Genomic DNA, 22,720 nt, shown 5'->3' with positions numbered 1-22,720 from the left:
GTCTTCTCGACGAACCCCGGAGTCAAGGACGGCCTGCGGCCGCCGGCTTCGCCGGCCGCTTCGCGGTCCTTGACACCGGGGCCCGTCGAGAAAGAACTTGGCTGGCTATCGGGGCGGCGGCCCGGGTGTGGCGCAGCGGCATCTTGCTTGGGACAGGTGAGGTTGATGGGGTGGAAGGGTGGCCCTTCGGGCCACTTACCATCCACAGATGCTAGGTCGTTCGCTCGCCGCGAAAATGGCTGTTGACCAGGGAAAATGGATGGTCAATCAGGCTGTGCGGGCGTAGAATCGGACACATCACAGCACACCTCTGAAGGAGAGGGCAGCGATGAGTCTCGGCCGCTCGATCGACCCCTGGGGCACCAACCCCGGCGATGCGATCGACGCTGCCCTGACCGCCATCGAGACCGCCCTTCAAGATCTCCTCTCGACCGATCCGGCCTATTGGCGCACGGAGCAGAAGAAGGACCTTCTGGAACGGTTGGAGAAGCTCCAGGCCCAACAAGCCGCATTGAAGCTGCGGGTGCTCGCGACGGCCGGTGATATCGCCGAGGAGACCGGTGCGAAAGACGCGTCCGGGTGGATGCGGACCGAGCTCCTCGTCGACAAAGTCGTGGCGCGCTCTCAGGTGAAACTCGCGGCGGCGGTGGCCAAGTACGACCTCGTCGCTGCCGGCCTCGCTGAGGGTGTGGTGTCCCTGGACAAGGCAAGGGTGATCACCCAGGCGCTCGACAAGATCGAGGCCGACCCGGTCGCCAGTAGTGAGGACCTGGTCCTGGCCGAGAAGCTTCTCGTTGACTACGCCACCCGGTGGACCGCGAACGAACTCCGCATCGTCGGACGACGGATCCTGGCCGAGATCGACCCGGCCCGGTTCGAGGACGCCGAAGCCAAAGCGTTGTTGGCTGAAGAGGAGCGTGCTCAGCAGAAGACCGCGCTGCGGGTCTGGGACAACCACGACGGCACCGTCGGGTTCGACGGCGTGTTGCCGGTCTCGATGGGGATGCGGTTCAAGCGTCTGGTGGAGGCCTGGGCCCAGCCCCGCAAGCAACAGCTCGTCGGCAAGGGTGCTCCGTTGCCGCCGTGGGAACGACTCATGGGCCAAGGGTTCTCGCGGCTGCTGGAGACCATCGACCCGGCCGCGCTGCCCCGTCACGGTGGCGACGCCACCGTGGTCAACGTGGTCATCAGCCTTGAGGAGCTCCGCAAGGACCTCGGCATCGCCACCCTGGGCTATGACGAGACCAACGGCACCACCATCTCAGCCGCTGAGGCCCGCAAGTTGGCGTGTAACGCCACCATCATCCCCTGGGTCCTGGGTGGTGACAGTGAGGTTCTCGATGCTGGTAGGGGCAGCAGGTTCTTCCAGCCCATCCAACGCAAGGCACTGCGGTTGCAGCAGAAGTGCTGCCAAGCCGAGGGCTGTGACATGCCACCGGAGTGGTGCGATGCCCACCATCTAGACCCGTGGGCCGCGGGCGGGAAGACCGATCTCAAGGACGGGGCGTTGTTGTGTCCGCATCATCATCGCCTGGCGCACAACGCGGCGTACGTTCATGAGCGGCTACCGGACGGCACCATCAGGTTCACCCGTCGCCCCTAACCGGCCGGACGGGGAATCACTTCACCGGGTCCCGGCCGCGAGGCGAGGACCCCAACCGTCGACCGGTGTCGGCTCTTGCTGAAGGCGCCTGTCCTGGTGCCCAGATGAGCGTTCCGGCCACCCTTCTCGACTCCACGCCCGCCGCTCCCCACTCACGGGGACACTTCCCCACCGCAGCGAAGGTTCCCCGCCCTCCGGAGAGTGGGGAACCTCCATGCTCGTGGGGAACTCTCCGGATCAGTGGGGAACTGATGACCCGCCTTGCCGAACCCGACCCGGCCAGAGCCGGCGGCAACCTTGTGAACGATTCACAAGATCGCGCCCACTGCCATAGGCACCCACGAAGCACGATCCGCCGGCGCGCACGACCAGCCACATCCCCCAAGCCCGCACCCAACTGAATCCGCTGCGCCAGACTCTGCCGCCGACCCGATAGCCAGCCAAAATTCTCGACGGAGCCCGGTGTCAAGGACCGCGAAGCGGCCGGCGAAGCCGGCGGCCGCAGGCCGTCCTTGACTCCGGGATTCGTCGAGAACACCATCCGTAACGGGTCGGCGGCCCCAGCTCCGAAGAACCTCAGCTGACCGTCCCGCCAGTCACAACATCGGGATTCTCGGCGAGCCAGCTCGCCATGTCGTCCTCACGCATGGCCGCCCACAAGCGCCGGCCCTCGCGCTTGTCGAGACGGACGACGCTCTGCGCGCCTTCCTTGCCCAACCCCGCCACGGGGGCGGTGAAGAACGTGAGGTCCGAAGACGGCATCCGGGCAAGATCGAGGGCCAACCCACGAAGGTCGCCGCCGGAGAAGCCGGAGTCGACGGTCAGGTGGCGGGTGATGATGTCGAGGAGGTCGTAGGCCTTCTTGGGGTTCTTCGGGTCGACGCTCTGCCTCAGGCCGCGGAGGATGGAGCGCAGCACGTACTGCTGGCGCTTCACCCGGTCCAGGTCGCCGCCGGGGAGGCCGTAGCGCTGGCGTACGTAGAGGAGGGCCTCTTCGCCGCTGAGCAGGTGGGTGCCCTTGGTCCAGGTGCGGTGGCGCGCTGAGTCGTGGACGGTCTCGGGGATGTAGACCTCGACGCCGCCGAGGAGGTCGCCGATCTCTTCGAAGCCGGCCCAGTCGACCCACGCGACGTGGTCGATGCGTACGCCGGTGAGCTTCTCCACCGTCTGCACGCTGAGCCTCGGCCCACCTTGGGAGAAGGCGGCGTTGATCTTGGCGTTGCCGTGCCCGGGGATCCGCACCCACGAGTCCCGGGGGATGGAGACGACCGAGGCAGAGCGGCGGTCCGCGCTGAGGTGGAGCAGCATCATCGTGTCGGCTCGCTGCTCGCCGGGGGTCCACGACGCCGTGGCTCCGCTGCCGGTGGTGGCCTTGCCGCCGGTACGCCCGTCGGTGCCGAGTAGCAGGATGTTCATGGCGCCGGCAGCGTCGCCGGCGGCCTCGGGACGCTCCTCGAGCCCGGCGAAGACATCGACGGTCCGGACCTGACGGTCGAGCCGGTGGGCGAGGTACCAGCCGGTGCCGGTGACGGCGCCGACGAGCACGACGAACGCGATCCCGACGCCGAGCCAGATGCGCGTCTTCTTCATGGCCGTCCTCAGTGGTGGGGGTCGAGGGCGGATAGAGGCTAGTGGTCGCTACTCGCGGTCGTCGAAGTGGTCCTCCCAGGACCGTCGCAGGATCGTCGGTACGTCGCCGGCCAGGGCCGCGCGCAGCGCATCGAGCTGACCGTCATCGAGAGCGATCCGCGGGAAGGCACGCCCGACCTCGAGGGCGAAGGCCTGGCCACGGGTGGCCAGGGCCGGCGCCTCGGCGAGATACGCGGTGACGTAGGGACGCAGCAGATGCGCCTGCTCGGCGATCCACATCCCCGATGCCAGCGCCCCGAAGCGACGGTTGTCGACACCGGGGGCGAGCATCGCCTCCCAGGCGGCGTCCTTCGCGCTGGTCGAGGGGCGGGCGGCGAGGGCGCGAAGCGCCCCGAGGTCTCCCTCAGCGGTGCCGTCCCGGTCGCGCTCGGTCGCGATGAAGCGCGCGTCGGCCTCACCGAGCGAGGCGAGACGTACGATCGCCGCCCAGCGTGTGGTCGGCAGCAGCGGGATGCTGACCCCGATCTTGTCGGCGTCCAGCCAGCCGCGCAGCAGCTCGGCGTCCGCGCTGGTCGCGGCCAGGGCCGCGGCCCAGGCCAGTGCCCGCTGCTCGTCGTCCGCGGACGCCGCCAGGCCCGCGGCGGACGCGGCGGCGACCCGCGCGACCGCTCCAGCCGCTCGCGATGCGGGCACCCGATGCGGGATCACCACTGAGCGGGTCTCGGCGAGCACCCCCTCGATGATGTCGGCCCGGGTCTCTGCGGGTAGGTGGGTCTCGACCAGGTCGAGGTAGTCGTCGGCCGACAGGTCACGCGATCGCACCCGGAGGGCGGTGGCGGACCAGAGCACGGCACGTACGAGCGGGTCCTCGAGCCGGGAGAGCCCGCCGGAGAGCGCCTCCCACGACCCCGGGTCGAGACGGAGCGCGGCGAAGGTCTCGCCACCGGCGTTGGGGACCACGACGAGCCCGGCGAGCTCCGGCAGCGGCACCGGCTCGGCACCTAGCTCGACCCGCGTACGTCCGACGAGTCGCAGCGAGGAGTCGTAGCCGGCGACGGTGAACGCATGCGGCCGGCTCCCCTCGCGCTCCAGGACCGGGACGTCTCCGTCGCGCCGCACCGACACGGTGTCGAACCCCGGGCGCCGCAGCCAGGCGTCCACCCACCCACGTACGTCCTTCGGCGAGCTCGCCGCGAGCGACTCGACGAAGTCGGCCAGGGTCGCGTTGGCGAACCGGAAGCGGGTAAGGTGGCGATTGACCCCGGCCATGAACTCATCGTCACCGAGCCAGAAGGCGAGCTGCACCAGGCAGGCCCCGCCCTTGGCGTAGGAGATGCCGTCGAAGATGGTGGCGGCGGTGTCCACGTCGGGTACGTCCACCGCCAGCGGAGCGACCGGATGGGTCGAGCGGCGCGCGTCGGAGCGGTAGCCCCACGGCTTGCTCCCGATCTCCACCTCGACCCGCAGGTCCGAGAAGCCGGCGCCCGCCTCGGCGACCCGGTAGCCCATGTAGTCCGCGAACGACTCCTGCAGCCAGGTGTCCTCCCACCAGGTCATCGTCATCGAGTCGCCGAACCACATGTGCGACATCTCGTGGGCGATGATCACCGCGCGGATGGCCCGCTGGGTGTCGGTGATCGCGCCGCGCGGCAACAGCTCGTCGCGGTAGGTCACGCACCCCGGCATCTCCTGCGCACCCCAGTTGAGCCCGGGCACGAAGACCTGGTCGTAGGAGTCGAAGGGATAGGGCTCGTCGATGAGGTCGGCGTAGTGGGCGAAGCACGCCTCGGACGTACGCCGCAGCTCGTCCGCGTCCCGGTCCAGCTCGGCCGCCAGCGACCGCCGGGCATGCCAGCCGAAGTCGAGGCTCTCCCCGGAATCGAGCGCGTAGGTCCATCGCACCGAGTGCCACGGCCCGGCGGCGACGACCAGCAGTGCCGGCGGGATCGGGGGAGTGGTGGCGAAGACCCAGCGGCCGCCGTAGTGCGAGACGACGGCGCCGTTGGCGAGGACGGTGTCGGCCGGATCTGCGGAGACCGCGACCGCGAACGACGCCTTGAGATCGTTCTGGTCGAAGCAGGCGAAGACCTTCGAGGCGTTGTCCATGCCCAGGTAGGCCGACACATAGCGCGATCCGTCGACGGGGTCGGTGAACGTGTGCATCCCGTCGCCGTCGGTCGTGTACGGCAGCGTCGCGGTCACCTCCACCTCGTTGACCGCCTCCTCGGACAGCCCGGTCGAGAGGCCGGTGAGGCCCACCTGCACACCGTCGTAGGCGGCCTCGACCGCCTCCCCGTTGACGACCAACGACACCGTGAGGGCCCCCTTCAGGTCCAGGAACGTCTCGGCGACCGTGGAACGGAACCGGACCCGGGTGTGGCTCCGGAAGGTCTCGGGACCGGTGAGGTCGAGATCGAGCGAGTAGGAGACGGAGCTGAGCACGCCGGCCCGTGTGCGGGCCTCGTCGAGTGTGAGGGACACGACCTCCAACGTACGTCCTCGCAGGTCAGCACGCGCGCGCATTTCGCTGTGAGCGTGATCCGGGGATAGTCTGTGGCAGTTGCCTCGGCGAGGGAGCGCATCGCGCTCCGTGATCGACAAGGTGGACGTCTCTTCGCAGAGACGCCGTGCCTTCGTCGCACGGCCTTCGTTGGACCAGCCGGGCGCCATTGACGTCAGCACCACTCATCGAGGAGTTCAACGCATGTCCAGCGAGAAGATCGTCGCCGAGAAGCGCACCGAGTTCGGCAAGGGTGCCGCTCGCCGCATCCGCCGTGAGAACAAGATTCCGGCGGTCGTCTACGGCCACGGCGCCGACCCGATGCACCTGACCCTGCCGGGTCACGCCACCATGATGGCGCTCAAGAACCACGGTGCGAACGCTCTCCTCGAGCTCGACATCGACGGCAAGGTCCAGCTCGCCATGACCAAGCAGGTCCAGGTCGACGACGTCCGCCGCGTCATCGAGCACGTCGACTTCGTCGCCGTCCGCGTCGGCGAGAAGGTCACCGTCGACATCAACGTCCACGTCGTGGGCGACGCGATCTCCGGCACCATGGTCGTCACCGACGCCAACACCCTGACCGTCGAGGCCGAGGCCACCCACGTGCCCGAGAGCATCGAGGTCAGCATCGAGGGCCTCGAGGCCGGCACCCAGATCCTCGCCGGCTCCGTCCCGCTGCCGAAGGGCACCACCCTGGTCACCGACCCGGAGACCCTGGTCGTCAACATCACCGAGGCCAAGACCATCGAGGAGCCCGCCGCCGACGAGGCCGCCGAGGGCGAGACCGCTGAGTCCGCCGAGGCCGAGGACACCAACGGCGAGTGACCAGTGCTGTGACCGACGGCGTCTGGCTGGTCGTCGGCCTGGGCAACCCCGGGCCGACGTACGCCGGGCACCGTCACAACATCGGCTATCTCGTCACCGACGAGCTGGCCAACCGGCTGGACGGCAAGTGGCGTGCCCACAAGTCCGGCCGTGCTGACGTCGTGGAAGGGCGGCTCCCGGGGGCGACTCCGGGGCTGCCCGGCCCACGCGTCGTGCTCGCCCGTTCCCGGACCTACATGAACGAGTCCGGCGGGCCGGTCAAGGCGCTCGCGACCTTCTACAAGGTCCAGCCCGACCACGTCATCGCCATCCATGACGAGCTCGACATCGCCTTCGACACGATGCGGGTCAAGCTGGGTGGTGGCGACAACGGCCACAACGGCCTCAAGTCGATGCGGTCCTCCCTGGGCACCGGCGACTTCTACCGGGTGCGCGTCGGCATCGGCCGCCCGCCCGGTCGCCAGGAGGTGCACGACTTCGTGCTCTCCAACTTCTCCACCACCGAGCGCAAGGTGCTGCCGTTCGTGGTCGACACCGCCGCCGACGCGATCGAGACGCTGATCAACGAGGGTCTGGAGAAGACCCAGCAGAAGTTCAATTCCTAGGGTCAGCTCCTGGGGTCAGCTCCTGGGCGGGCGCAGATACCGGTCGTACGCAGCGACCGCGGCCAGCTGGGAACCGACCTCGAACTTCCGCAGGATCGACTTCACCTGGGTCCGCACCGTCGTCTGGGCGACGCCGAAGCGCGCCGCGATCTCGGCGACGGTGGCCCCGTCGTAGAGCAGCTCCAGCACCTCGTGCTCGCGCACGGTCAGCGAACGGACCAGGCGGTGCATGCGCTCGCGACCGTCCCGGAGCAGGTGCCACTGCGCGATGAGACCCTCGGTCTCGCTCGGAGTGTGCCCGCACCGTCCTTCCGCCGCGTCGCGCAGCGTGTCCTCGATCGTGTCCGAGCCGGTGTCGGCGGAGAGCACCGCGACCGCACCGGCCTCGAGCAGGGCACCCCAGAGGCCCCCGCGCGGGGCGGGGGTCAGCACGACCCCAGGCAGTCGTACGCCGCGGACCAGGTCACACACCTCGCCGAGATGGGTCCAGCCATCGAGGTCGGTGACCACCAGCCAGGCCGAGGGATCTCCGACCAGCAGCTCATCCGGCTCCGCGGAGGTGGAGGCGGTCGCGGTCACGGTGATGCCTCGCTCGTCGAGCGCAACCGTCACGGCATCGAGGGTCATCGTCTCGTCGGCTGAGACAGCAACCCTGAGTCGTACGGTCGAGCCTGCCATGTCTGCCGTGCCGTTCGGTCGTCTCGGGCCCCGCTGGATCTCCCTGGGGGTATGGCTATTCTGGTGAGCCGCAGGCGGGGATCGGGAACCTGTTCTACAGTGCCCCAAGTTTGGGGATGACCTGGGACAACGTGTCCCGCAATGTAGTTTGTGGACGACCTCGAAATTCTATGACTCCTCAATTCTCGGTATTGGCCCGAAATGCGGTCCCGTGGCGATACGGTGCTGATTACGTTGCCTTGTGAAGGTTTCGGTCACAACATTCAAACTGGGACGGCCCGACAAGCTCGGGCTGGGGGAGCAGGGCCTGGACACGGCCCTATTCGGGACTCATACCTCACTGGCCGACCCGACCTGGGGAGCAGTATGTCTACGTCCATTTTCCAGCGGATCAACTCGGGTTGGTTAACCACCGCGTACGCAACGACCACCGCCGTCTTCATCGGCATCCAAAGCTTTCTGATCGCCGTCCTCCAGGGACCTTGGGTCTCTTTCCACGCCCACGGAGTAGTCCTCTGGCTGCTCCTCACGGCCATCGTCGTCATCACGTCGCTCGTCGCCGCCGCAGCGCTGCTGTTCGGTGGTGTGCGCATCTACCGGCGCGTGTGCGCGGCGGAGGCGAAGGCAGCCGACGAGATCTACCACGACCTGCTCAGCGCGCGAGAGACCCAGCGTCTCCACCGGGCCCGGATGCACGAGGTGACCTCTACCCTCGCCGGTGTCCGCTCGGCCAGTGAGCTGTTGTGCAACTCCGACACGCTCGATCCGGAGCGTCGCGTCGCGATGATGACCATGATGGGCAGCGAGCTCAGGCGCCTGGAGCGCCTCATGCGTGCCCAGCGTGGCGGCGCGGACACGATGCCGATCGACGTCGGCGTGATCGATGTCGACGCCGTGATCCACAACCTCGCCCTGGCTCATGAGGCCAGCGGCACCACGGTCGTCCACGAGCCCAGCAACGCGCTCGCCTCCGGCAGCTCGGACGCGGCGGCGGAGATCGTCAACATTCTTCTCGACAACGCGGCCAAGCACGGCTCCGGCGCTGTCGACGTCACCGTCCGGCACGAGTCGGGCGAGGCCGGTCAGATGGTCGTGATCGAGGTCTCCGACGACGGCCCCGGGGTTTCCCCCGAGGTGCGCGAACGGATCTTCGAGTGGGGTGTCCGTGGGCCGGACTCGGCCGGCCAGGGCATCGGGCTCAACGAGGCCCACACCGTCGCCGAGCGGATGGGCGGCTCGCTCCGTCTCGCCGCCACGGCCCGTACGACCTTCGTGGTCACCCTTCCCAGCGCCGTGATCCAGCGCCCCACCGCCGAAGCAGACAAGGAAGGCGCCTCCGATGACGTTGTCGCCGCGTAGTCAGTATCGAGTCGTGATCGTCGAGGACCATGTCCTCTTCGCCGAGTCGCTCGAGCTCGCCGTCTCGATGGAGGGATACGACGTACGCCGCATCCCGATGCCCAGTGAGCCCGTCTCCACCGCCACCATGGTCTCCGTCGTGCTCCGCAACAAGCCGAAGGTCGTGCTCCTCGACCTCGACCTCGGCCGCTACGGCGACGGCGTACGCCTCATCGAGCCGCTGGCCAAGGCCGGCGTCGACGTGGTCGTGGTGACCGGGGCGATCGAGGAGGCGCGCTGGGGCCAGGCGCTGCGCAACGGCGCCCGCACAGTGCTGTCCAAGTCCCGCCCGCTCGGCGAGATCCTCGGCACCGTCAGGCGCCTCTACCAGGGCGCCTGCGTGCTCGCGGTGAGCGACCGCGAGCGGCTGATCCGGGTCTGGTTCGAGCGCCAGCACGAGGTCTCCGAGCTGAGCCGCCGCATCGAGCTGCTCACCAAGCGCGAGTCGCAGGTCCTCGGCCATCTGATGCTCGGCCGCACCGTCCACGAGATCGCCGTGATCGGCGTCGTCTCCGAGGCGACCGTGCGCACCCAGGTGAAGTCCATCCTCGCCAAGCTGCAGGTCACGTCCCAGATCGCCGCCGTCGGGCTCGCCCATCGCCTCGGCTGGCGGTCCCCGCAGTCGCTGGAGTGAGACGACTGGTCTGGACCAGTGGGTTCCGGTTCCCTCATTTGGTCTAACCGGACCCCCATCGGCCCCCAACGACCGCTTTCTTCCCGCATTGTTCTGGCATGAAGTAAGCGTTCGGGCGCCCAGCAGCTATGGGGGAGATTGATGACGATAGAGCTGGCGTCGGTGGAGACAGTAGTCCCGCTCGACATCAACCGCCGGAGGGTGTCCGCCAAGGCACCCTCCCTTCGGTTGCAGGCCTCGATGGTCGACGGTCTCGCGCTGATGATCCTCGCGCCGTTGATCGTGGGACAGGAGGTCGTCCACGCGCTCGCGTGGGGTCTGGTCTGGGGACTGGCCACCAGGATCACCGCGCCGAAGATCCTGCCCGGCGCCGAGCGCCTGCGGGCGACGGTCTCGGGAGTCTTCAAGGCGTTCATGGCGATGAGCATGGCGACCTGGTTGCTGGGTGCTGTGGTCGAGCTGCCGCAGGCGCAGCTGGTCGTGCAGACCATCCTCGGGCTGGTGACCGCGCTCGCGTTCCGGATCGTGGGCTACATCTTCAGCTCCCGGCCGCGCACCCCGTTGCGCGTCGTCGTGGTCGAGGCGGCCCATGACCACGGTGTCATCCCGGAGTGGACCCACCGGCTCAGCGGCGGTCTGATGGAGGCGGCGGCGGTCTGCCGGGCCGACGGGCTCTCCGGCGCGATCGCCTCGGTCACACCCGATGCCGTGCTGGTCGTCCCCGGGCCCGACCTGGCCGGCCGCGAGATCCAGCGGCTGGCCTGGACGAGCGAGTCCTTCGGCCTGCCGCTGCTGGTCAGCACCCGGATGCAGGACGTGACCCCGCAGCGTACGTCCTCGATGCGGCTGGGCTCGATGACCCTTCTCTACGTCGACGAGGCCCTGCGGGCGCGGCTGACCCGGGTGGCCAAGTACGTGTGGGAGTGGCTGGCCGCGGCGGCCGCCGTCGCCGTGCTCCTGCCGGTCTTCGCCGTGATGGCGGTCGTGATCAAGCTCGACTCCCCGGGTCCGGTCTTCTTCCGTCAGGTGCGCGTCGGCCGAGGCGGCAAGCAGTTCCGGATCTGGAAGTTCCGCACCATGGTCGTCGACGCCGAGTCGCTGCTGCGCACGCTCGACCACCGGCCCGGCCACGTCCTCTTCAAGCTCCGTGCGGACCCCCGGGTGACCCGGGTGGGACGGGTGCTGCGGAAGTACTCCATCGACGAGCTGCCGCAGCTGTTCAACATCGTGCTGGGCCAGATGTCCCTGGTCGGGCCCCGGCCGGGCCTGCCGAGCGAGGTGGCGATGTACGATCGGGACTCTCATCGCCGACTTGCGGTTGCACCCGGTCTGACCGGGCTGTGGCAGGTCTCGGGGCGTTCGGACCTCTCCTGGGAGGACACGGTCCGCCTGGACCTCGACTATGTGGACAACTGGACGCTGCTGCGGGACTTCGGAATCGTCGTTCGTACAGTCAAAGCTGTTGTGCGTGGCTCTGGCGCCTACTAGTGAGTGTCGCCTAAACTCCCAGGCCGTTGTGTGAGCAAGCCAACACGTACGAACAACTGGATCCTCGACGGGAACGTCCCCCATGCAAACCTCCCCCCACCCCATGATTGCCGGCCGTTACGAGCTGCACCGCCTGATCGGGCGAGGCGGTATGGGCGAGGTATGGCAGGCCATGGACCTCACCCTGCAGCGCTGGGTCGCGGTCAAGGTCGTGCGGACATCGGCCGATCCGACGATGATCGAGCGGTTCCGGCGTGAGTCGCTCTCCACCGCGGCCGCCAGCCACCCCGGCACCGTGCAGGTCCACGACGCCGGGATCGAACGCACCGCCAACGGCCCGATGGCCTTCCTCGTGATGGAGCTCCTCACCGGCCCCGACCTCGGCGAACGCCTGCGCTCGCACGGCCCGCTGATCGCCCGGGAGGCCGGTGAGGTCATCGTCCAGGCTGCGCGTACGCTCGCCGCGGTCCACGCCCAGGGGATCGTCCACCGCGACATCAAGCCGTCCAACCTCGTCTACGACAGCGACCGCAGGATCAGGATCGTCGACTTCGGGATCGCCCAGCTCGCCCGGCTGGGCGACCAGCGGCTGACCTCCACCCATGATGTGGTCGGAAGCCTCGGCTACCTCTCGCCCGAGCGCGGCTCGGGTGGCGAGGTCGGTCCGCCGAGCGACATCTACTCCCTGGGCTGCGTCTTCTACGAGATGCTCACCGGCCGCACCCCCTACTCCGGCGGTGCGCCGGCAACGATGGTCTACCAGCACGCCACCGCGCCCATCCCGCCGGTCAGCGGCGTGGTCCAGGTGCCGAAGATCATCGACGACCTGGTCGCGATGATGATGGCCAAGGACCCCGAGCAGCGGCCGAGCGCGCAGGACGTCGTCGCGGTGCTCACCGGCTCGGGCCCGCTGCCGGTCTTCGACGCCCAGGTGCCCAGGCAGCGTCCGGTGCACCCGTCGGGTCCGATCAGTACCTCCGGTGCCTACGAGGCTTTCGGCGGGAGCGGCTCGTTCCCCGCTGCCGGGTCGACCGGTGCCACCGGCTCGTCGGGGGCGTTCGCGAAGATCGGGGCGAGCGGGTCGTTCCCGACCGGCGGATCCCGGGTGGCGAAGCGCTCCGGCGCCAACCGGACGTTGAGCATCCTGCTGGCCGTCGCCCTGGTCGGTGTCGCTGTCGGCGGCCTGGCCACCTTCGCCTCCTTCCGGAGCGCTTCGGAGACCGGCCGGGCGGCCGCGCTCAGCGAGGCGCTCCCGGAGACCATCGAGCTCGCCGTCGACGTGATCTTCGAACGGGACGCGCTGCAGCCCGTCGCGCAGGCGCCGGTCAACGTACGCTCCACCTACCTGCACACCACGGACCTCGCGGTCGAGGAGTGGCGGACGGCGGCGGCCGAGATCGACGTCGACGGTGACGCCGAGCTGCGCAGACTCCACCACGACGTCACCGAGGTGCTCGACGACTTGGAGCTCTACCGGGTCGAGATGCAGGAAGGCGACCGGGCCAGCCAGGACGCCGCTCGCGAGGTCTACACCGCGCTGGCCAGCAACCTGCTGATGCTCGCGGGGCAGGTGCCGGAGCTGGAGGACAACCAGACCGGCGACCAGGTCCGCAACCTCAGCAGGCTGACGCAGGCGGCGGAGGCGTTCAGCATCGAGCGGGAGCTCATGGTCGTCGCACTCTCCGAGAACGAGATCGGCACGAAGTCGGTCAAGGAGCTCACCGACGCGGAGGCCGCCTGGGTGAAGGCGTCCTCGGCGTTCTACTCGGGCGCCTCGCCCGAGCTCCAGGCGGAGCTCGACCGGGTCTCCGACGGCACCTTCGACAAGGGCTCGGGCGCGATGATGGTGCAGCGTACGGTCCGCGACGTCGCCGCCAAGGGCAGCATCGAAGGCGTCGCCACCGAGATGAGGGCGGCGTCGAAGGGCGAGCCGATCGTCCGCACCTGGTCCGACGGCGCCGTCGAATACATCCAGAGCCTTCTCCAGGTGATCCTGAAGTCGGCCGAGACCATGGCCAACGATGTCACCGACGTGCACGAGCGTGCCAAGACCGGGTTGATCCTGCGGGCGGTGCTGACCGGGGTGGCTCTGGTCGCCGCGATCGGACTCGGGCTGGGCCTTTATCGGACTCGGCGGTCGCCTCGCTAGAGTGCCGTGGGTGACTTTCGAAGCGGAGCCCGAGAACATGAAGCAGAGCGCTCCTGGTGTGCCTACGACCGAGATCCTCGCCTCCGACCACCTGCTGGCCGCCTGGCTCGCCGAGACCGCCGGCCGCCGGCTGCTCGAGGTGCGTGCCACCTCCGGCCTGGAGGGCAAGGAGCTCAAGGACGCCGGTGACCTGGCGGCCCACGAGCTGCTGATGGAGCTCGTCGCCGAGTACCGCCCGCAGGACGCCGTCCTCTCCGAGGAGGGCAAGGACTCCAAGGAGCGGCTCACCAAGGACCGGGTGTGGATCATCGATCCGCTCGACGGGACCCGCGAGTTCTCCGAGCCGCCGCGCGACGACTGGGCGGTGCACGTGGCGCTCTGGGCCTCCTCCAACGGCGGGGAGCTGATCGCCGGTGCCGTCGCGCAGCCGGCGCTGGCCGACGCGTCCGTGCAGAGCACGTTCCACACCGGCGCCGCTCCGGTCGTACCGCCCTCGACCTCGGCCCGCCCCCGGATCGCCGTCTCCCGCAGCCGCCCACCGGCCTTCGTGGAGGCGCTGGCCGAGGAGCTCGGCGCCGAGTTGGTGCCGATGGGATCGGCCGGCGTGAAGATGATGTCGGTCGTGCGTGACATCTCCGACGCGTACGTCCACGCGGGCGGGCAGTACGAGTGGGACTCGGCCGCGCCCGTGGCCGTTGCCGCCGCGGCCGGGCTGTTCACATCCCGCATCGATGGCTCGCCGCTGCGCTACAACCAGGACGATGTGTATCTGCCTGATGTCATCGTTTGTCGGCCTGAGCTGTCGGAGCAGATCCTGTCGTTCATCAAGCGGCATGGGGTGTGAGGGGTTGCCACTTCGCTGACCGCGAGGGTTTCCTCATTAGTTGATGGGCCGCCGACCCGTTCTTCGAGAGTGTTCTCGACCTGCCCCGGAGTCAAGGACGGCCTGCGGCCGCCGGCTACGCCGGCCGCTTCGCGGTCCTTGACACCGGACCATGTCGAGAAAAGATTTGGCTGGCTATCGGGGCGGCGGCCCGGGTGTGGCCACGGCACACGCACCCACGGCGGGTGACCGCTCCGCGCCTGGACCAGACACGGGGTCTCCGGGTGGAAGGAAAATTTCTTCCACGCGCCAACCCCACCCCAGGCCAGGCTCCCTCTGAGGCGAACAAAAATTCGTTCGCCTCACCGGAAGGAAAATTCCTTCCGGCGGTCAGCCCACCCCCAGATCCCAAGCCCCTACCCAACCCAAACCGCTGCGCCAAACCCCTGCCGCCGACCCGATAGCCAGCCAAAATTCTCGGCGACGTCCGGTGTCAAGGATCGCCGAAGGCGACCGGCGCAGCCGGCGGCCGAAGGCCGTCCTTGACTCCGGACGGCGGCGAGAACACCCTCCTCGAAAGGGTCGGCGGCAAACGCCAGCCACAAAACACGCCATCCCGCCGGCGTGCCAAAGAAACCTCAATCGCCGACCAGCAGCTCCTCGAGCGACTCCAGGCTCTGCCGGGCATATCCCTTCCACATCCACCCGAAGACAGGCATTGCGTACGACGCGGCCTGAGACGCGGGCGTGACGTCCCAGGACCAGGTGACCCGGGTGCCGGTGCCGGCCGGGGCGAAGGACCAGCTCCCGGCGACGTGGCCGACCAGGAGCTTGAGCGGACCCGAGAGCGGCGTGATCTCGTAGGAGAACGACGAGGGTGCGTCGACGGCGGTGAGGGCCTCGCGCATCGTCGCGCCGTCGGCGAGGACGATCGTGCGGGTCTCCCCGGCGGAATCCCAGCCGCCGGCCTGGTCGCGGACCTCGGCGATCGGGCCGATCGCGGCGTACCGGCGACCGAAGATCTGCGGAAGCGGCGCTGGGAGGACGCGGGCGAGGGCGGTCTCGTACGCGACCGGGATCGCTCGGGAGGATTCGAGGTGCAGTGCCTCTGGGTGCTGAGTCATGGGGACGAGCATGGCACCCAGGTGCTACCGATAGCGTGAGGGCGTGGTCGAGCAGATCGAGATCGAGACACCTGACGGCACCGCCGAGGCCTATCTGGTCCGGCCCGAGAGTCCGCCGAAGGGTGGGGTGCTCGTCTACATGGATGCCATCGGCCTGCGGCCGCGGTTGGCCGAGATGGTCGAGCGGGTCGCCTCCTGGGGCTACGTCGTGCTCGCCCCCAACACGTTCTACCGCGACGGCACCGTGGCGGAGCTGGCGCCGACCGGGGACCTCCGCGATCCGGCCGCCAGGGACGCGTTCTTCGCCGGCGGCGCGATGAACCGGGTCCGTGGCCTTACCGTGGACCGGCTGGCGGTCGACATCCCGGCGTACGTCGAGACCCTCCAGACGTTCGTCACCGGCCCGCTCGCCACCCATGGCTACTGCATGGGCGCGCGGCTGGCGGTGCGGACCGCGGGACGGTTCCCCGACGAGTTCGTCGCGGTCGGCGGCTTCCACGGCGGCGGGCTGGTCACCGCGGACGCGGACTCGCCGCACACGTGCATCGCCGGGACGAGGGCGGAGTACTACTTCGGGCACGCGGACCACGACCGCTCCATGACGCCGGAGAACGTCGACGACCTCAGCAGGGCCCTCGACGACGCCGGGGTGATCTACACCAACCTCATCTACCCCGACGCCCCGCACGGCTACACGATGGCGGACACCTCCTCCTACCAGGAGGCGGGGACTCATCGTCACTTCACCGATCTCGAGGCGCTCTACGCCCGTACGATGGCGTGATGGCGAAACCGGTACTTGTCGTGATGGGAGTCTCGGGCTCGGGGAAGTCGACCATCGGGGCGGCGATCGCGGGGCGGCTGCGGGTGCCGTTCGAGGATGCCGACGACCTGCATCCGCCGGCGAACATCGAGAAGATGACCGCGGGGATCGCGCTCGACGACGATGACCGCTACCCCTGGCTCGAGGCGGTCGGGGAGTGGCTCGCCCGGCACGCAGAGCGCGGTGGCGTGATGGGCTGCTCGGCGCTGAAGCGGAAGTACCGTGACCAGCTCCGCCGGCACTGCCCGGAGGTGACCTTCCTCCACCTGGAGGGCACCCGTGAGGTGATCGCGAGGCGCCAGGCGAGCCGGCCGGGCCACTTCATGCCGGCCACGCTGCTGGACAGCCAGTTCAAGACGCTCGAGCCGCTCGAGCCGGACGAGGCCGGGATGGCCCTCGACGTCGACCAGCCCGTCGACGCGATCGTCGAGCAGTACGCAGGTCGGATCGGCGCCTGAGGCTATGCCGAAAATGGGCCCGAAATGGGGCCGAGAGGCGGCCGACACGCGCCCATCTCGGGTTGGGCACTGCGTGCCGGCCGCGGCCACACCCGGGTGAGGGACCAGCGGGCGGGCCCACTTCGACCGTAGCCCAGGATGCTGCCCCACAACAGGGGATCCTCGGCTATTCGTGCAGGTCAGCCTGTAAAAATATCTCCGTGGAACACGTTCGGGACCTCGGACGCCTTCGAGGTGAACTCGGGGTCCCGCTTCTCGAGGAATGCCGCCACTCCCTCCTTGCCGTCGCCGATCGAGGCGTAGAACATCGCCAGCGAGTCGGACAGGTGCGCCTCGAGCGGGTGGCGCGCGGAGGCGTTGCGGGTGATCAGCTGTCGTACGAGCGCGGTGCCGACCGGCGACCGGTTCTGGGTGAACCTCCGGGCCAGGTCGATCGCAGCGGGCAGCAGCTCGTCGGGCAGGTGGATGCTGCGGATCAGACCGCCCTCGAGAGCCTGGTCGGGGTTGAGGATCTCCGCGGTGTAGAGCCACTCGAGGGCCCGGGGAACGCCCACGACGCGCGGTAGGAAGTAGGACGAGCAGGCCTCGGGGACGATGCCGAGCTTGCCGAAGACGAAGCCGATCTTCGCCTTCGAGGAGGCCAGCCGAGCGTCCATCGCGCACAGCATCGTGGCGCCGATCCCGACCGCCGGGCCGTTGACGGCGGCGATCACAGGCTTGGGGAGCGCGTGGATCGCGAGGGTGACCTTGCCGCCGGTGTCGCGTACGCCGTCGGCGTACTCGGGGTGGTTCGCCGGGTCGGCGAGGTGCTCGGCGAGCCTCTCGGGCGTCGGGTGCAGCGACTCGTCGAGGCCGAACACGTTTCCGGAGGCGGAGAGGTCCATCCCGGCGCAGAACGCCCGCCCGGCGCCCGTCACCACCACCGCACGCACCTCGTCGGCCATCGCGTCGGTGGTGAAGACCTCCTCGAGCTCGCGCGCCATCGTCACCGTGAACGAGTTGAGGGCGTCCGGGCGGTTGAGGGTCAGGAGCGCGATGCCGTCGGCGTCCACGTCGAAGGTCAGGGTCTCGTAAGCCATGGGTCACAGTCTGCACCGGTGGTCGAGCTTGTCGAGACCCCCTCTCGCGTAATGGGTCCGTTCAGTCGCGGATGGGCGGGTCCAAGTACTGTCGAAAGTCGGTACAGCCCGGTCGAGACGGCAACTACCGTGGTGAGCGTGAGTCTGCTGCGTCGGCCCCGCTTGTCAGAACCGATCCTGTCGGGCCTCCTGGTCGTGGCGGTCGCCGCGGAGCACCTCTACATGAGCGACGCCGGTCACCCGCAGTGGTCGGGCTGGTCGGCGCTGGTGGGAGTCCTCGGCGTCACGCTCGCGATGTGGGTCCGGCAGAGGCAGCCCGCGGTCGCGGTCGCGCTCGTGTGCGCGCTGGTCGGCGGCACGGTGGTGGCCAACGACGGGTGGGTCCTGATCAGCTACATCGCGTTCGCGGCGCTGGTGAGCTTCCTCGTCGGCCGATGGGCCGACCGGGTGTGGCCGTCGGCGGTCGTGGCCGGCGTGGCCGTGGTGACGCTGACCGCGCTCGACGCCGTCGTCAACGGCGGCGGGGTGCAGGTGGCGATGGCCGGCAACATGGTCATCTTCATGGCGCTGCCGTGGCTCAGCGGCCGCTATCTGCGCCAGGTCGCCCGCAACCACTCGACAGAGATCGAGCAGGCCCAGCTCACCGAGCGTGCCCGGATCGCCGAGGAGATGCACGACTCGCTCGGGCACGAGCTCAGCCTGATCGCGCTCCGCGCCGGAGCGCTCGAGGTGGCACCGGGGCTCGGCGACGCCCATCAGAAGGCGGCCGGCGCCATCCGCGCGGCCGCCGCCGGGGCGACCGAGCGGCTGGGCGAGATCGTCGGCGTTCTCCGCCCCGCCGCCGAGGAGGCGCCGCTGACCCCAGCCGCGGCCGGGATCGGTGGCCTGGTCGAGCGTGCGCGTGAGTCGGGGATGGACGTACGTCTGGAGGGGTCGCTCGGCGATGGCGACGGGGTACGGGACGTCGCCGCCCATCGCATCGTGCAGGAGGCGTTGACCAACGCGGCCCGGCACGCCCCGGGGTCGTCGGTGACAGTCTCGGTGGAGACCGGCGTCGACGGCGTACGCCTCTCGGTGACGAACGGCCGCGCGACCCTCCCACCGCGGGCCGGCGCCACCACCGGCCTCGGCCTGGCCGGGCTGGAGGAGGCGGCGCGCGCCGCCGGAGGCACGCTGCGCCACGGCCCCGCCGCCGGCGGCGGGTTCGAGGTGGTCGCCGATCTGCCGGCGCGTGAGGACCAGCGGCGCGGGGTGCGCCTGTGATCCGGGTGCTGCTCGCCGACGACGAGGCGATGGTGCGGGCCGGCGTACGCGCGATCCTGGAGACCGACGAGCGGATCGAGGTGGTCGCCGAGGCGGCCGACGGGCGCGAGGCGGTCGAGGCGGCCCAGCGCCACCGGCCCGACGTCGCGCTGCTCGACGTCAGGATGCCGCGGATGGACGGTCTGGCCGCCGGGGCCGAGATCGCCCGGACCACTCCGGAGACCGCGCGGGTCATGCTGACAACCTTCTCCGAGGACGCCTACATCGCCCGGGCCCTCGGTGACGGGGCGAGCGGGTTCCTGCTGAAGTCCGGCGACCCCCGTGAGCTGCTCGCGGGCGTGCACGCGGTCGCCGACGGCGCCGCCTTCCTCTCGCCACGGGTCGCCCAGCGTGTCATCGCCGAGCTCGGTGCGGGCGCCGGTGACCGGATGTCGCGGGCCGCGGACGCTCGGGCCAAGGTCGCCGCCCTCACCGACCGCGAGCGCGACGTGATGGCGCTGGTCGGCGCCGGGCTCTCCAACGCCGAGATCGGCCGCCGTCTCCACCTCGTGGAGGGGACCGTGAAGGCCTACCTGAGCACCGCCTTCGGTCGTCTCGGCGTACGCAACCGGGTACAGGCAGCAGTCCTCGCTCACGAGGCGGGGCTCGTGAGCGAGGACTGAGGTCGCCGGTGGTCGCGGCTCAGGCGTCGCGCCTGCGGAACACCACGTAGCCGGCCAGGAGCGTGACCACCGACCAGCCGGCGAGGAGGCCGAGACCGCCGTTGCCGTTGTAGGGGAGTCCGTCGTCGAGCCCGAAGATGGTCGCGATCCCGACGCCGAGATACTCCGTGCCGGCGGTCCCCGGCAGGTAGTAGGACACCTCGGTCATCAGGCCCATCCCGCTCATCATCAGCACCATCGGCAGCAGGAAGAGCGCCAGGAAGGCGACGACCAGCGCCCCGGCCGTGCTGCGCAGCGCCACGGCGAGACCGATCGCCAGCGCGACGACCGCGCCCATGTAGACGCTCATCCTGCCGGCGACCTCGGCCACCGCGGAGACGTCGAAGACCCCGTAGTCACCCGCGGTCAGGTAGCCGAGGCCGGCGCCCAGGAGGGCGAGGAGCGCCCCGGCGACCAGCGCGACGACCTCGACGACCAGGAGCTTCGCCACCAGCACCCGGCCGCGCCGGGGCTCGCACTGCAGGGTCGTCCGCATGCTGCCCGAAGCGTACTCCGACGTCACCGTCAGCAGGGCTAGCGCGATCAGCGCGAACTGGGTGAACAGCATCCCCGCGGTGGCTACCTCCTCGACGTGGAGCAGCTGGTCGGCATGGGACAGCCCCAGGTTGGGCTCGGCAGCGTCGAAGCCCAGGGGCACCGAGTAGAGCGCCATCAGCGCGGCCGCGCCGATCAGGCACCACCAGGTCGAGCGGACCGACCAGAGCTTGGTCCATTCGGACGAGATCGCGGCCAGGAACGGACTCAGCATCAGGCCACCTCCGTCCCGGTGTACTCGACGCTGCCGGCGGTCAGCCGGAAGTACGCCTCCTCGAGCGACCCGTGACTCCCGACGAACTCGGCCATCGTGGCGTCGGCGAGCAGCCGACCGCGTCCGAGCACGACCAGATGGTCGGCGGTCTGCTGCATCTCGCTCATCAGGTGGCTGGAGACGAGGACCGTACGCCCCTCCGCGGCGAGCGACCTCAGCAGCTTCCGGATCCACATCACCCCGTCGGGATCGAGCCCGTTGACCGGCTCGTCGAACAGCATCACCCGCGGGTCGCCGAGCAGCACGCCCGCGATCCCGAGCCGCTGGCTCATGCCGAGCGACAGGTTGCCTGCCCGCCGCCGGGCGACCCCGGCGAGACCGACCCGCTCGAGCACCTCGTCGACCCGGGCCACCGGGATCGAGTTGCTCCGCGCCATCGCCACCAGATGCGTACGCACCCGGCGACCGGGGTGCACCGCCTTGGCGTCGAGCAGCGCACCGACCTCGCGCAGCGGACGCCGCAGCGAGGTGTACGGACGGCCGTCGATGGTTGCGGTCCCCGAGGTCGGCCGGTCCAGGCCGAGGATCATCCGCATCGTGGTGGACTTCCCGGCGCCGTTGGGGCCGAGGAAGCCGGTGACCCGGCCGGGCTGTATCTGCAGGGTGAGATCGTCGACCGCGGTGGTCGCGCCGTATCTCTTGGTCAAGTGGTCCAGAGTGATCATGCCTCGAACCTAGGGACGTACGCGGCCGGGCACAGTGGACGAAAAGCAGCCGTCCCTACCGACGAAAGTCAGTAGGGACGGCTGGCTGGAACGGGCTACTCGGGCAGACCGGTCGCCGTGCAGATGTCCGCCGGGATCTGGTCGACGGTGTCCTCCTTGATGTGGCCGAACATCGTCAGCGCGTCCTCCTTGCGCCAGTGGACCGCGAAGTCGCTGATCGGGACGCCACAGGTCATCGCGGAGCCGCCCGCGAGCGCCTTGAACGCCCACAGGAACTTCGCGCCGCCGATGACGCTCATGCCCTCGCCGACCTTGAGCCCCGCGGCGCCCTCGCCCATCTCGGCGAGCTTGAACGGGTTCAGCAGCGTGGCCGGGCTGGTGGCCTTCTTGCCGATCGCGGAGATGACCTCGGTCTGGTTGGCGCCACGACCCAGGTCGCCGTCCTCGGCTGCGTAGCGGGACCGCGAGTAGGCGAGCGCAGTGACGCCATCGGCCTCCTGGCAGCCCTTCTTGACGTCCAGGCCGGCCTTGGGGTCCTTCATGTCCTTCTTCGGGCAGATCTCGATGCCACCCACGCCGTCGACGAGTCGGGCCAGACCGCCCATGCCGATCTCCACATAGCCGTCGATGCGTACGCCGGTGTTCTGCTCGATCGTCTGCACCAGCAGCTCGGGGCCGCCGTAGGCGAAGGCCGCGTTGATCTTGGTCTCGCCGTGACCCGGGATCGGCACGATGGAGTCACGGGGGAGGGTCACCACGATCGTCTTCCCGGCGCCGGTGTGCAGCAGCTTGATGGTGTCGGTGCGGCTGCCGGCGGCGTCTCCGGTGGAGAGCTTCTTCTTCTCCTCGGCGGTGAGACCCTCGCGGGAGTCGCTGGCGACGATGAGGTAGGTCGTGCCCGGCTGGTCCGCGGGCCGTTCGCCCGCGGTCGGCTCATAGGGCACCTTGTCGACCTTGTTCCAGGCGCTGATGCCGATCCAGGCGACCGCGCCGACCACGATCAGCACCGGGATCATCACGATGGCAACGAACTTGCGGAACGGATGGCGCTTCTTCGGCTTCGGTGCGCGGCCCCCGCGACCGCCGCCGTAGCCATCGCCCGGACCCCCATAGCCGTTGCCGCCGTTACCGCCGTACTCGCTCGGCTGGCTCCAGCCACCCTGCTGGCCGTAGCCCTGGTCATACCCCTGGTCATAACCGGGTGTCGGCGCGATCTGCCCAGGCTGGGGCAGCGGCCGGTCATAGCCGCCAAGCGGCGGCGCCGGAGGCGGCGCGCCGCCGGCAGGGCGCCGGACGGTGGGCATGACATTGGTGGGCTCGGGCCCCGAGGGCTGAGCAGGCTGGCCACCACCGTACGCCCAGCCGTACTGCTGCGACCGGGGATCGTTGGGGCTGCCAGGGTTGCGGGGGTTTGGCATGCGCTCAAACGTACCGTGCCAGGCCGCTAAAGTTAGTCGGCGCGTCGCACCACCGTGTTACTCG

Annotated in this window: 19 protein-coding genes and 1 pseudogene; 12 read left to right on the top strand and 8 right to left on the bottom strand. The window is 69.5% G+C overall.

All coding sequences use genetic code 11. The features are described 5' to 3' along the window. Positions 1-328 precede the first annotated feature (328 nt). The gene (locus tag ACIO3S_RS29650) at positions 329-1,603 is read left to right on the top strand and encodes a DUF222 domain-containing protein (protein WP_400470544.1); all 1,275 of its coding nucleotides are present in this window, start codon (positions 329-331) and stop codon (positions 1,601-1,603) included. 576 nt (positions 1,604-2,179) lie between these two features. On the opposite strand, the gene ACIO3S_RS29645 is transcribed toward ACIO3S_RS29650, so the two are convergent. Beyond that, a complete protein-coding gene (locus tag ACIO3S_RS29645; protein WP_400470541.1) occupies positions 2,180-3,193 on the bottom strand; it encodes an LCP family protein in 1,014 nt (337 codons plus the stop codon). A 48-nt stretch (positions 3,194-3,241) separates the two neighbouring features. Then, positions 3,242-5,674, bottom strand: a complete 2,433-nt coding sequence (gene pepN, locus ACIO3S_RS29640; RefSeq protein ID WP_400470539.1) for an aminopeptidase N — start codon at positions 5,672-5,674, stop codon at positions 3,242-3,244. A gap of 223 nt (positions 5,675-5,897) precedes the next feature. Here pepN and ACIO3S_RS29635 point away from each other — a divergent pair, with 223 nt between their 5' ends. Both ACIO3S_RS29635 and pth read left to right on the top strand, forming a co-directional pair. Then, entirely contained in the window at positions 5,898-6,521 is a 624-nt protein-coding gene (locus ACIO3S_RS29635) for a 50S ribosomal protein L25/general stress protein Ctc (protein ID WP_160027222.1), read from the top strand. Then, a complete protein-coding gene (gene pth, locus ACIO3S_RS29630; protein WP_400470536.1) occupies positions 6,518-7,126 on the top strand; it encodes an aminoacyl-tRNA hydrolase in 609 nt (202 codons plus the stop codon). The genes ACIO3S_RS29635 and pth overlap by 4 nt, the downstream gene beginning before the upstream one ends. A 15-nt stretch (positions 7,127-7,141) precedes the next feature. Here the strand turns inward: pth and ACIO3S_RS29625 are convergent, their stop codons facing one another. Further along, the gene (locus tag ACIO3S_RS29625; protein WP_400470533.1) at positions 7,142-7,738 is read right to left on the bottom strand and encodes a LuxR C-terminal-related transcriptional regulator; all 597 of its coding nucleotides are present in this window, start codon (positions 7,736-7,738) and stop codon (positions 7,142-7,144) included. A 432-nt stretch (positions 7,739-8,170) separates the two neighbouring features. On the opposite strand from ACIO3S_RS29625, the gene ACIO3S_RS29620 reads away from it, so the two are divergent. The 5 genes from ACIO3S_RS29620 (at position 8,171) to ACIO3S_RS29600 (ending at position 14,317) form a co-directional block, all read left to right on the top strand. Continuing rightward, positions 8,171-9,163 carry a sensor histidine kinase gene (locus tag ACIO3S_RS29620; protein ID WP_400470530.1) on the top strand — a complete coding sequence of 331 codons (993 nt, stop codon included), beginning with the start codon at positions 8,171-8,173 and terminating at the stop codon, positions 9,161-9,163. Positions 9,164-9,176: 13 nt separating this feature from the next. After that, entirely contained in the window at positions 9,177-9,836 is a 660-nt protein-coding gene (locus tag ACIO3S_RS29615; protein ID WP_350715368.1) for a response regulator transcription factor, read from the top strand. 141 nt (positions 9,837-9,977) lie between these two features. Continuing rightward, positions 9,978-11,324, top strand: a complete 1,347-nt coding sequence (locus tag ACIO3S_RS29610) for an exopolysaccharide biosynthesis polyprenyl glycosylphosphotransferase (protein ID WP_400470526.1) — start codon at positions 9,978-9,980, stop codon at positions 11,322-11,324. A gap of 103 nt (positions 11,325-11,427) precedes the next feature. Beyond that, positions 11,428-13,473 carry a protein kinase gene (locus tag ACIO3S_RS29605; protein WP_400470523.1) on the top strand — a complete coding sequence of 682 codons (2,046 nt, stop codon included), beginning with the start codon at positions 11,428-11,430 and terminating at the stop codon, positions 13,471-13,473. Positions 13,474-13,483: 10 nt separating this feature from the next. Then, positions 13,484-14,317 (top strand): 3'(2'),5'-bisphosphate nucleotidase CysQ, encoded by an 834-nt coding sequence (locus tag ACIO3S_RS29600; RefSeq protein ID WP_400470520.1) that lies wholly within the window; start codon positions 13,484-13,486, stop codon positions 14,315-14,317. Between the two features lie 617 nt (positions 14,318-14,934). On the opposite strand, the gene ACIO3S_RS29595 is transcribed toward ACIO3S_RS29600, so the two are convergent. Beyond that, positions 14,935-15,420 carry an SRPBCC family protein gene (locus ACIO3S_RS29595; RefSeq protein ID WP_400470517.1) on the bottom strand — a complete coding sequence of 162 codons (486 nt, stop codon included), beginning with the start codon at positions 15,418-15,420 and terminating at the stop codon, positions 14,935-14,937. A gap of 43 nt (positions 15,421-15,463) precedes the next feature. Between ACIO3S_RS29595 and ACIO3S_RS29590 the strand changes: the two genes are divergently transcribed. Beyond that, a complete protein-coding gene (locus tag ACIO3S_RS29590) occupies positions 15,464-16,204 on the top strand; it encodes a dienelactone hydrolase family protein (protein WP_400470514.1) in 741 nt (246 codons plus the stop codon). Beyond that, positions 16,204-16,701: a gluconokinase gene (locus tag ACIO3S_RS29585; RefSeq protein ID WP_350844503.1), complete on the top strand. Its 498-nt coding sequence runs from the start codon at positions 16,204-16,206 to the stop codon at positions 16,699-16,701. Before ACIO3S_RS29590 ends, ACIO3S_RS29585 begins: the two co-directional genes overlap by 1 nt. Before the next feature lie 179 nt (positions 16,702-16,880). Here ACIO3S_RS29585 and ACIO3S_RS29580 read toward each other — a convergent pair whose 3' ends face one another. After that, entirely contained in the window at positions 16,881-17,780 is a 900-nt protein-coding gene (locus ACIO3S_RS29580) for a crotonase/enoyl-CoA hydratase family protein (RefSeq protein WP_400470511.1), read from the bottom strand. A 138-nt stretch (positions 17,781-17,918) separates the two neighbouring features. Here ACIO3S_RS29580 and ACIO3S_RS29575 point away from each other — a divergent pair, with 138 nt between their 5' ends. After that, positions 17,919-19,043 carry a sensor histidine kinase gene (locus tag ACIO3S_RS29575; protein ID WP_400470508.1) on the top strand — a complete coding sequence of 375 codons (1,125 nt, stop codon included), beginning with the start codon at positions 17,919-17,921 and terminating at the stop codon, positions 19,041-19,043. Beyond that, a complete protein-coding gene (locus tag ACIO3S_RS29570; protein ID WP_400470505.1) occupies positions 19,040-19,705 on the top strand; it encodes a response regulator in 666 nt (221 codons plus the stop codon). Before ACIO3S_RS29575 ends, ACIO3S_RS29570 begins: the two co-directional genes overlap by 4 nt. A gap of 19 nt (positions 19,706-19,724) precedes the next feature. Here ACIO3S_RS29570 and ACIO3S_RS29565 read toward each other — a convergent pair whose 3' ends face one another. The 3 genes and pseudogenes from ACIO3S_RS29565 to ACIO3S_RS29555 form a co-directional block, all read right to left on the bottom strand. Then, positions 19,725-20,513, bottom strand: a complete 789-nt coding sequence (locus ACIO3S_RS29565) for an ABC transporter permease subunit (RefSeq protein ID WP_400470502.1) — start codon at positions 20,511-20,513, stop codon at positions 19,725-19,727. 74 nt (positions 20,514-20,587) lie between these two features. Continuing rightward, positions 20,588-21,238, bottom strand: a pseudogene (locus ACIO3S_RS29560) (ABC transporter ATP-binding protein); the annotation flags it as partial. 95 nt (positions 21,239-21,333) lie between these two features. Then, a complete protein-coding gene (locus ACIO3S_RS29555) occupies positions 21,334-22,656 on the bottom strand; it encodes an LCP family protein (RefSeq protein ID WP_400470499.1) in 1,323 nt (440 codons plus the stop codon). Positions 22,657-22,720 lie beyond the last annotated feature (64 nt).

The organism is Nocardioides sp. NPDC087217 (assembly GCF_044744805.1).
GTDB lineage: Bacteria > Actinomycetota > Actinomycetes > Propionibacteriales > Nocardioidaceae > Nocardioides.
Note: the sequence above shows the minus strand (reverse complement) of the source record. Positions and strands in the feature narration are given on the sequence as shown.

Coding starts and splice junctions, on each gene's coding strand:
- ACIO3S_RS29650 (WP_400470544.1), top strand. CDS start 329: ATGAGTCTCGGCCGCTCGATCGACCCCTGGGGCACCAACCCCGGCGAT.
- ACIO3S_RS29645 (WP_400470541.1), bottom strand. CDS start 3,193: ATGAAGAAGACGCGCATCTGGCTCGGCGTCGGGATCGCGTTCGTCGTG.
- ACIO3S_RS29635 (WP_160027222.1), top strand. CDS start 5,898: ATGTCCAGCGAGAAGATCGTCGCCGAGAAGCGCACCGAGTTCGGCAAG.
- ACIO3S_RS29620 (WP_400470530.1), top strand. CDS start 8,171: ATGTCTACGTCCATTTTCCAGCGGATCAACTCGGGTTGGTTAACCACC.
- ACIO3S_RS29610 (WP_400470526.1), top strand. CDS start 9,978: ATGACGATAGAGCTGGCGTCGGTGGAGACAGTAGTCCCGCTCGACATC.
- ACIO3S_RS29605 (WP_400470523.1), top strand. CDS start 11,428: ATGATTGCCGGCCGTTACGAGCTGCACCGCCTGATCGGGCGAGGCGGT.
- ACIO3S_RS29595 (WP_400470517.1), bottom strand. CDS start 15,420: ATGACTCAGCACCCAGAGGCACTGCACCTCGAATCCTCCCGAGCGATC.
- ACIO3S_RS29585 (WP_350844503.1), top strand. CDS start 16,204: ATGGCGAAACCGGTACTTGTCGTGATGGGAGTCTCGGGCTCGGGGAAG.
- ACIO3S_RS29580 (WP_400470511.1), bottom strand. CDS start 17,780: ATGGCTTACGAGACCCTGACCTTCGACGTGGACGCCGACGGCATCGCG.
- ACIO3S_RS29565 (WP_400470502.1), bottom strand. CDS start 20,513: ATGCTGAGTCCGTTCCTGGCCGCGATCTCGTCCGAATGGACCAAGCTC.
- ACIO3S_RS29555 (WP_400470499.1), bottom strand. CDS start 22,656: ATGCCAAACCCCCGCAACCCTGGCAGCCCCAACGATCCCCGGTCGCAG.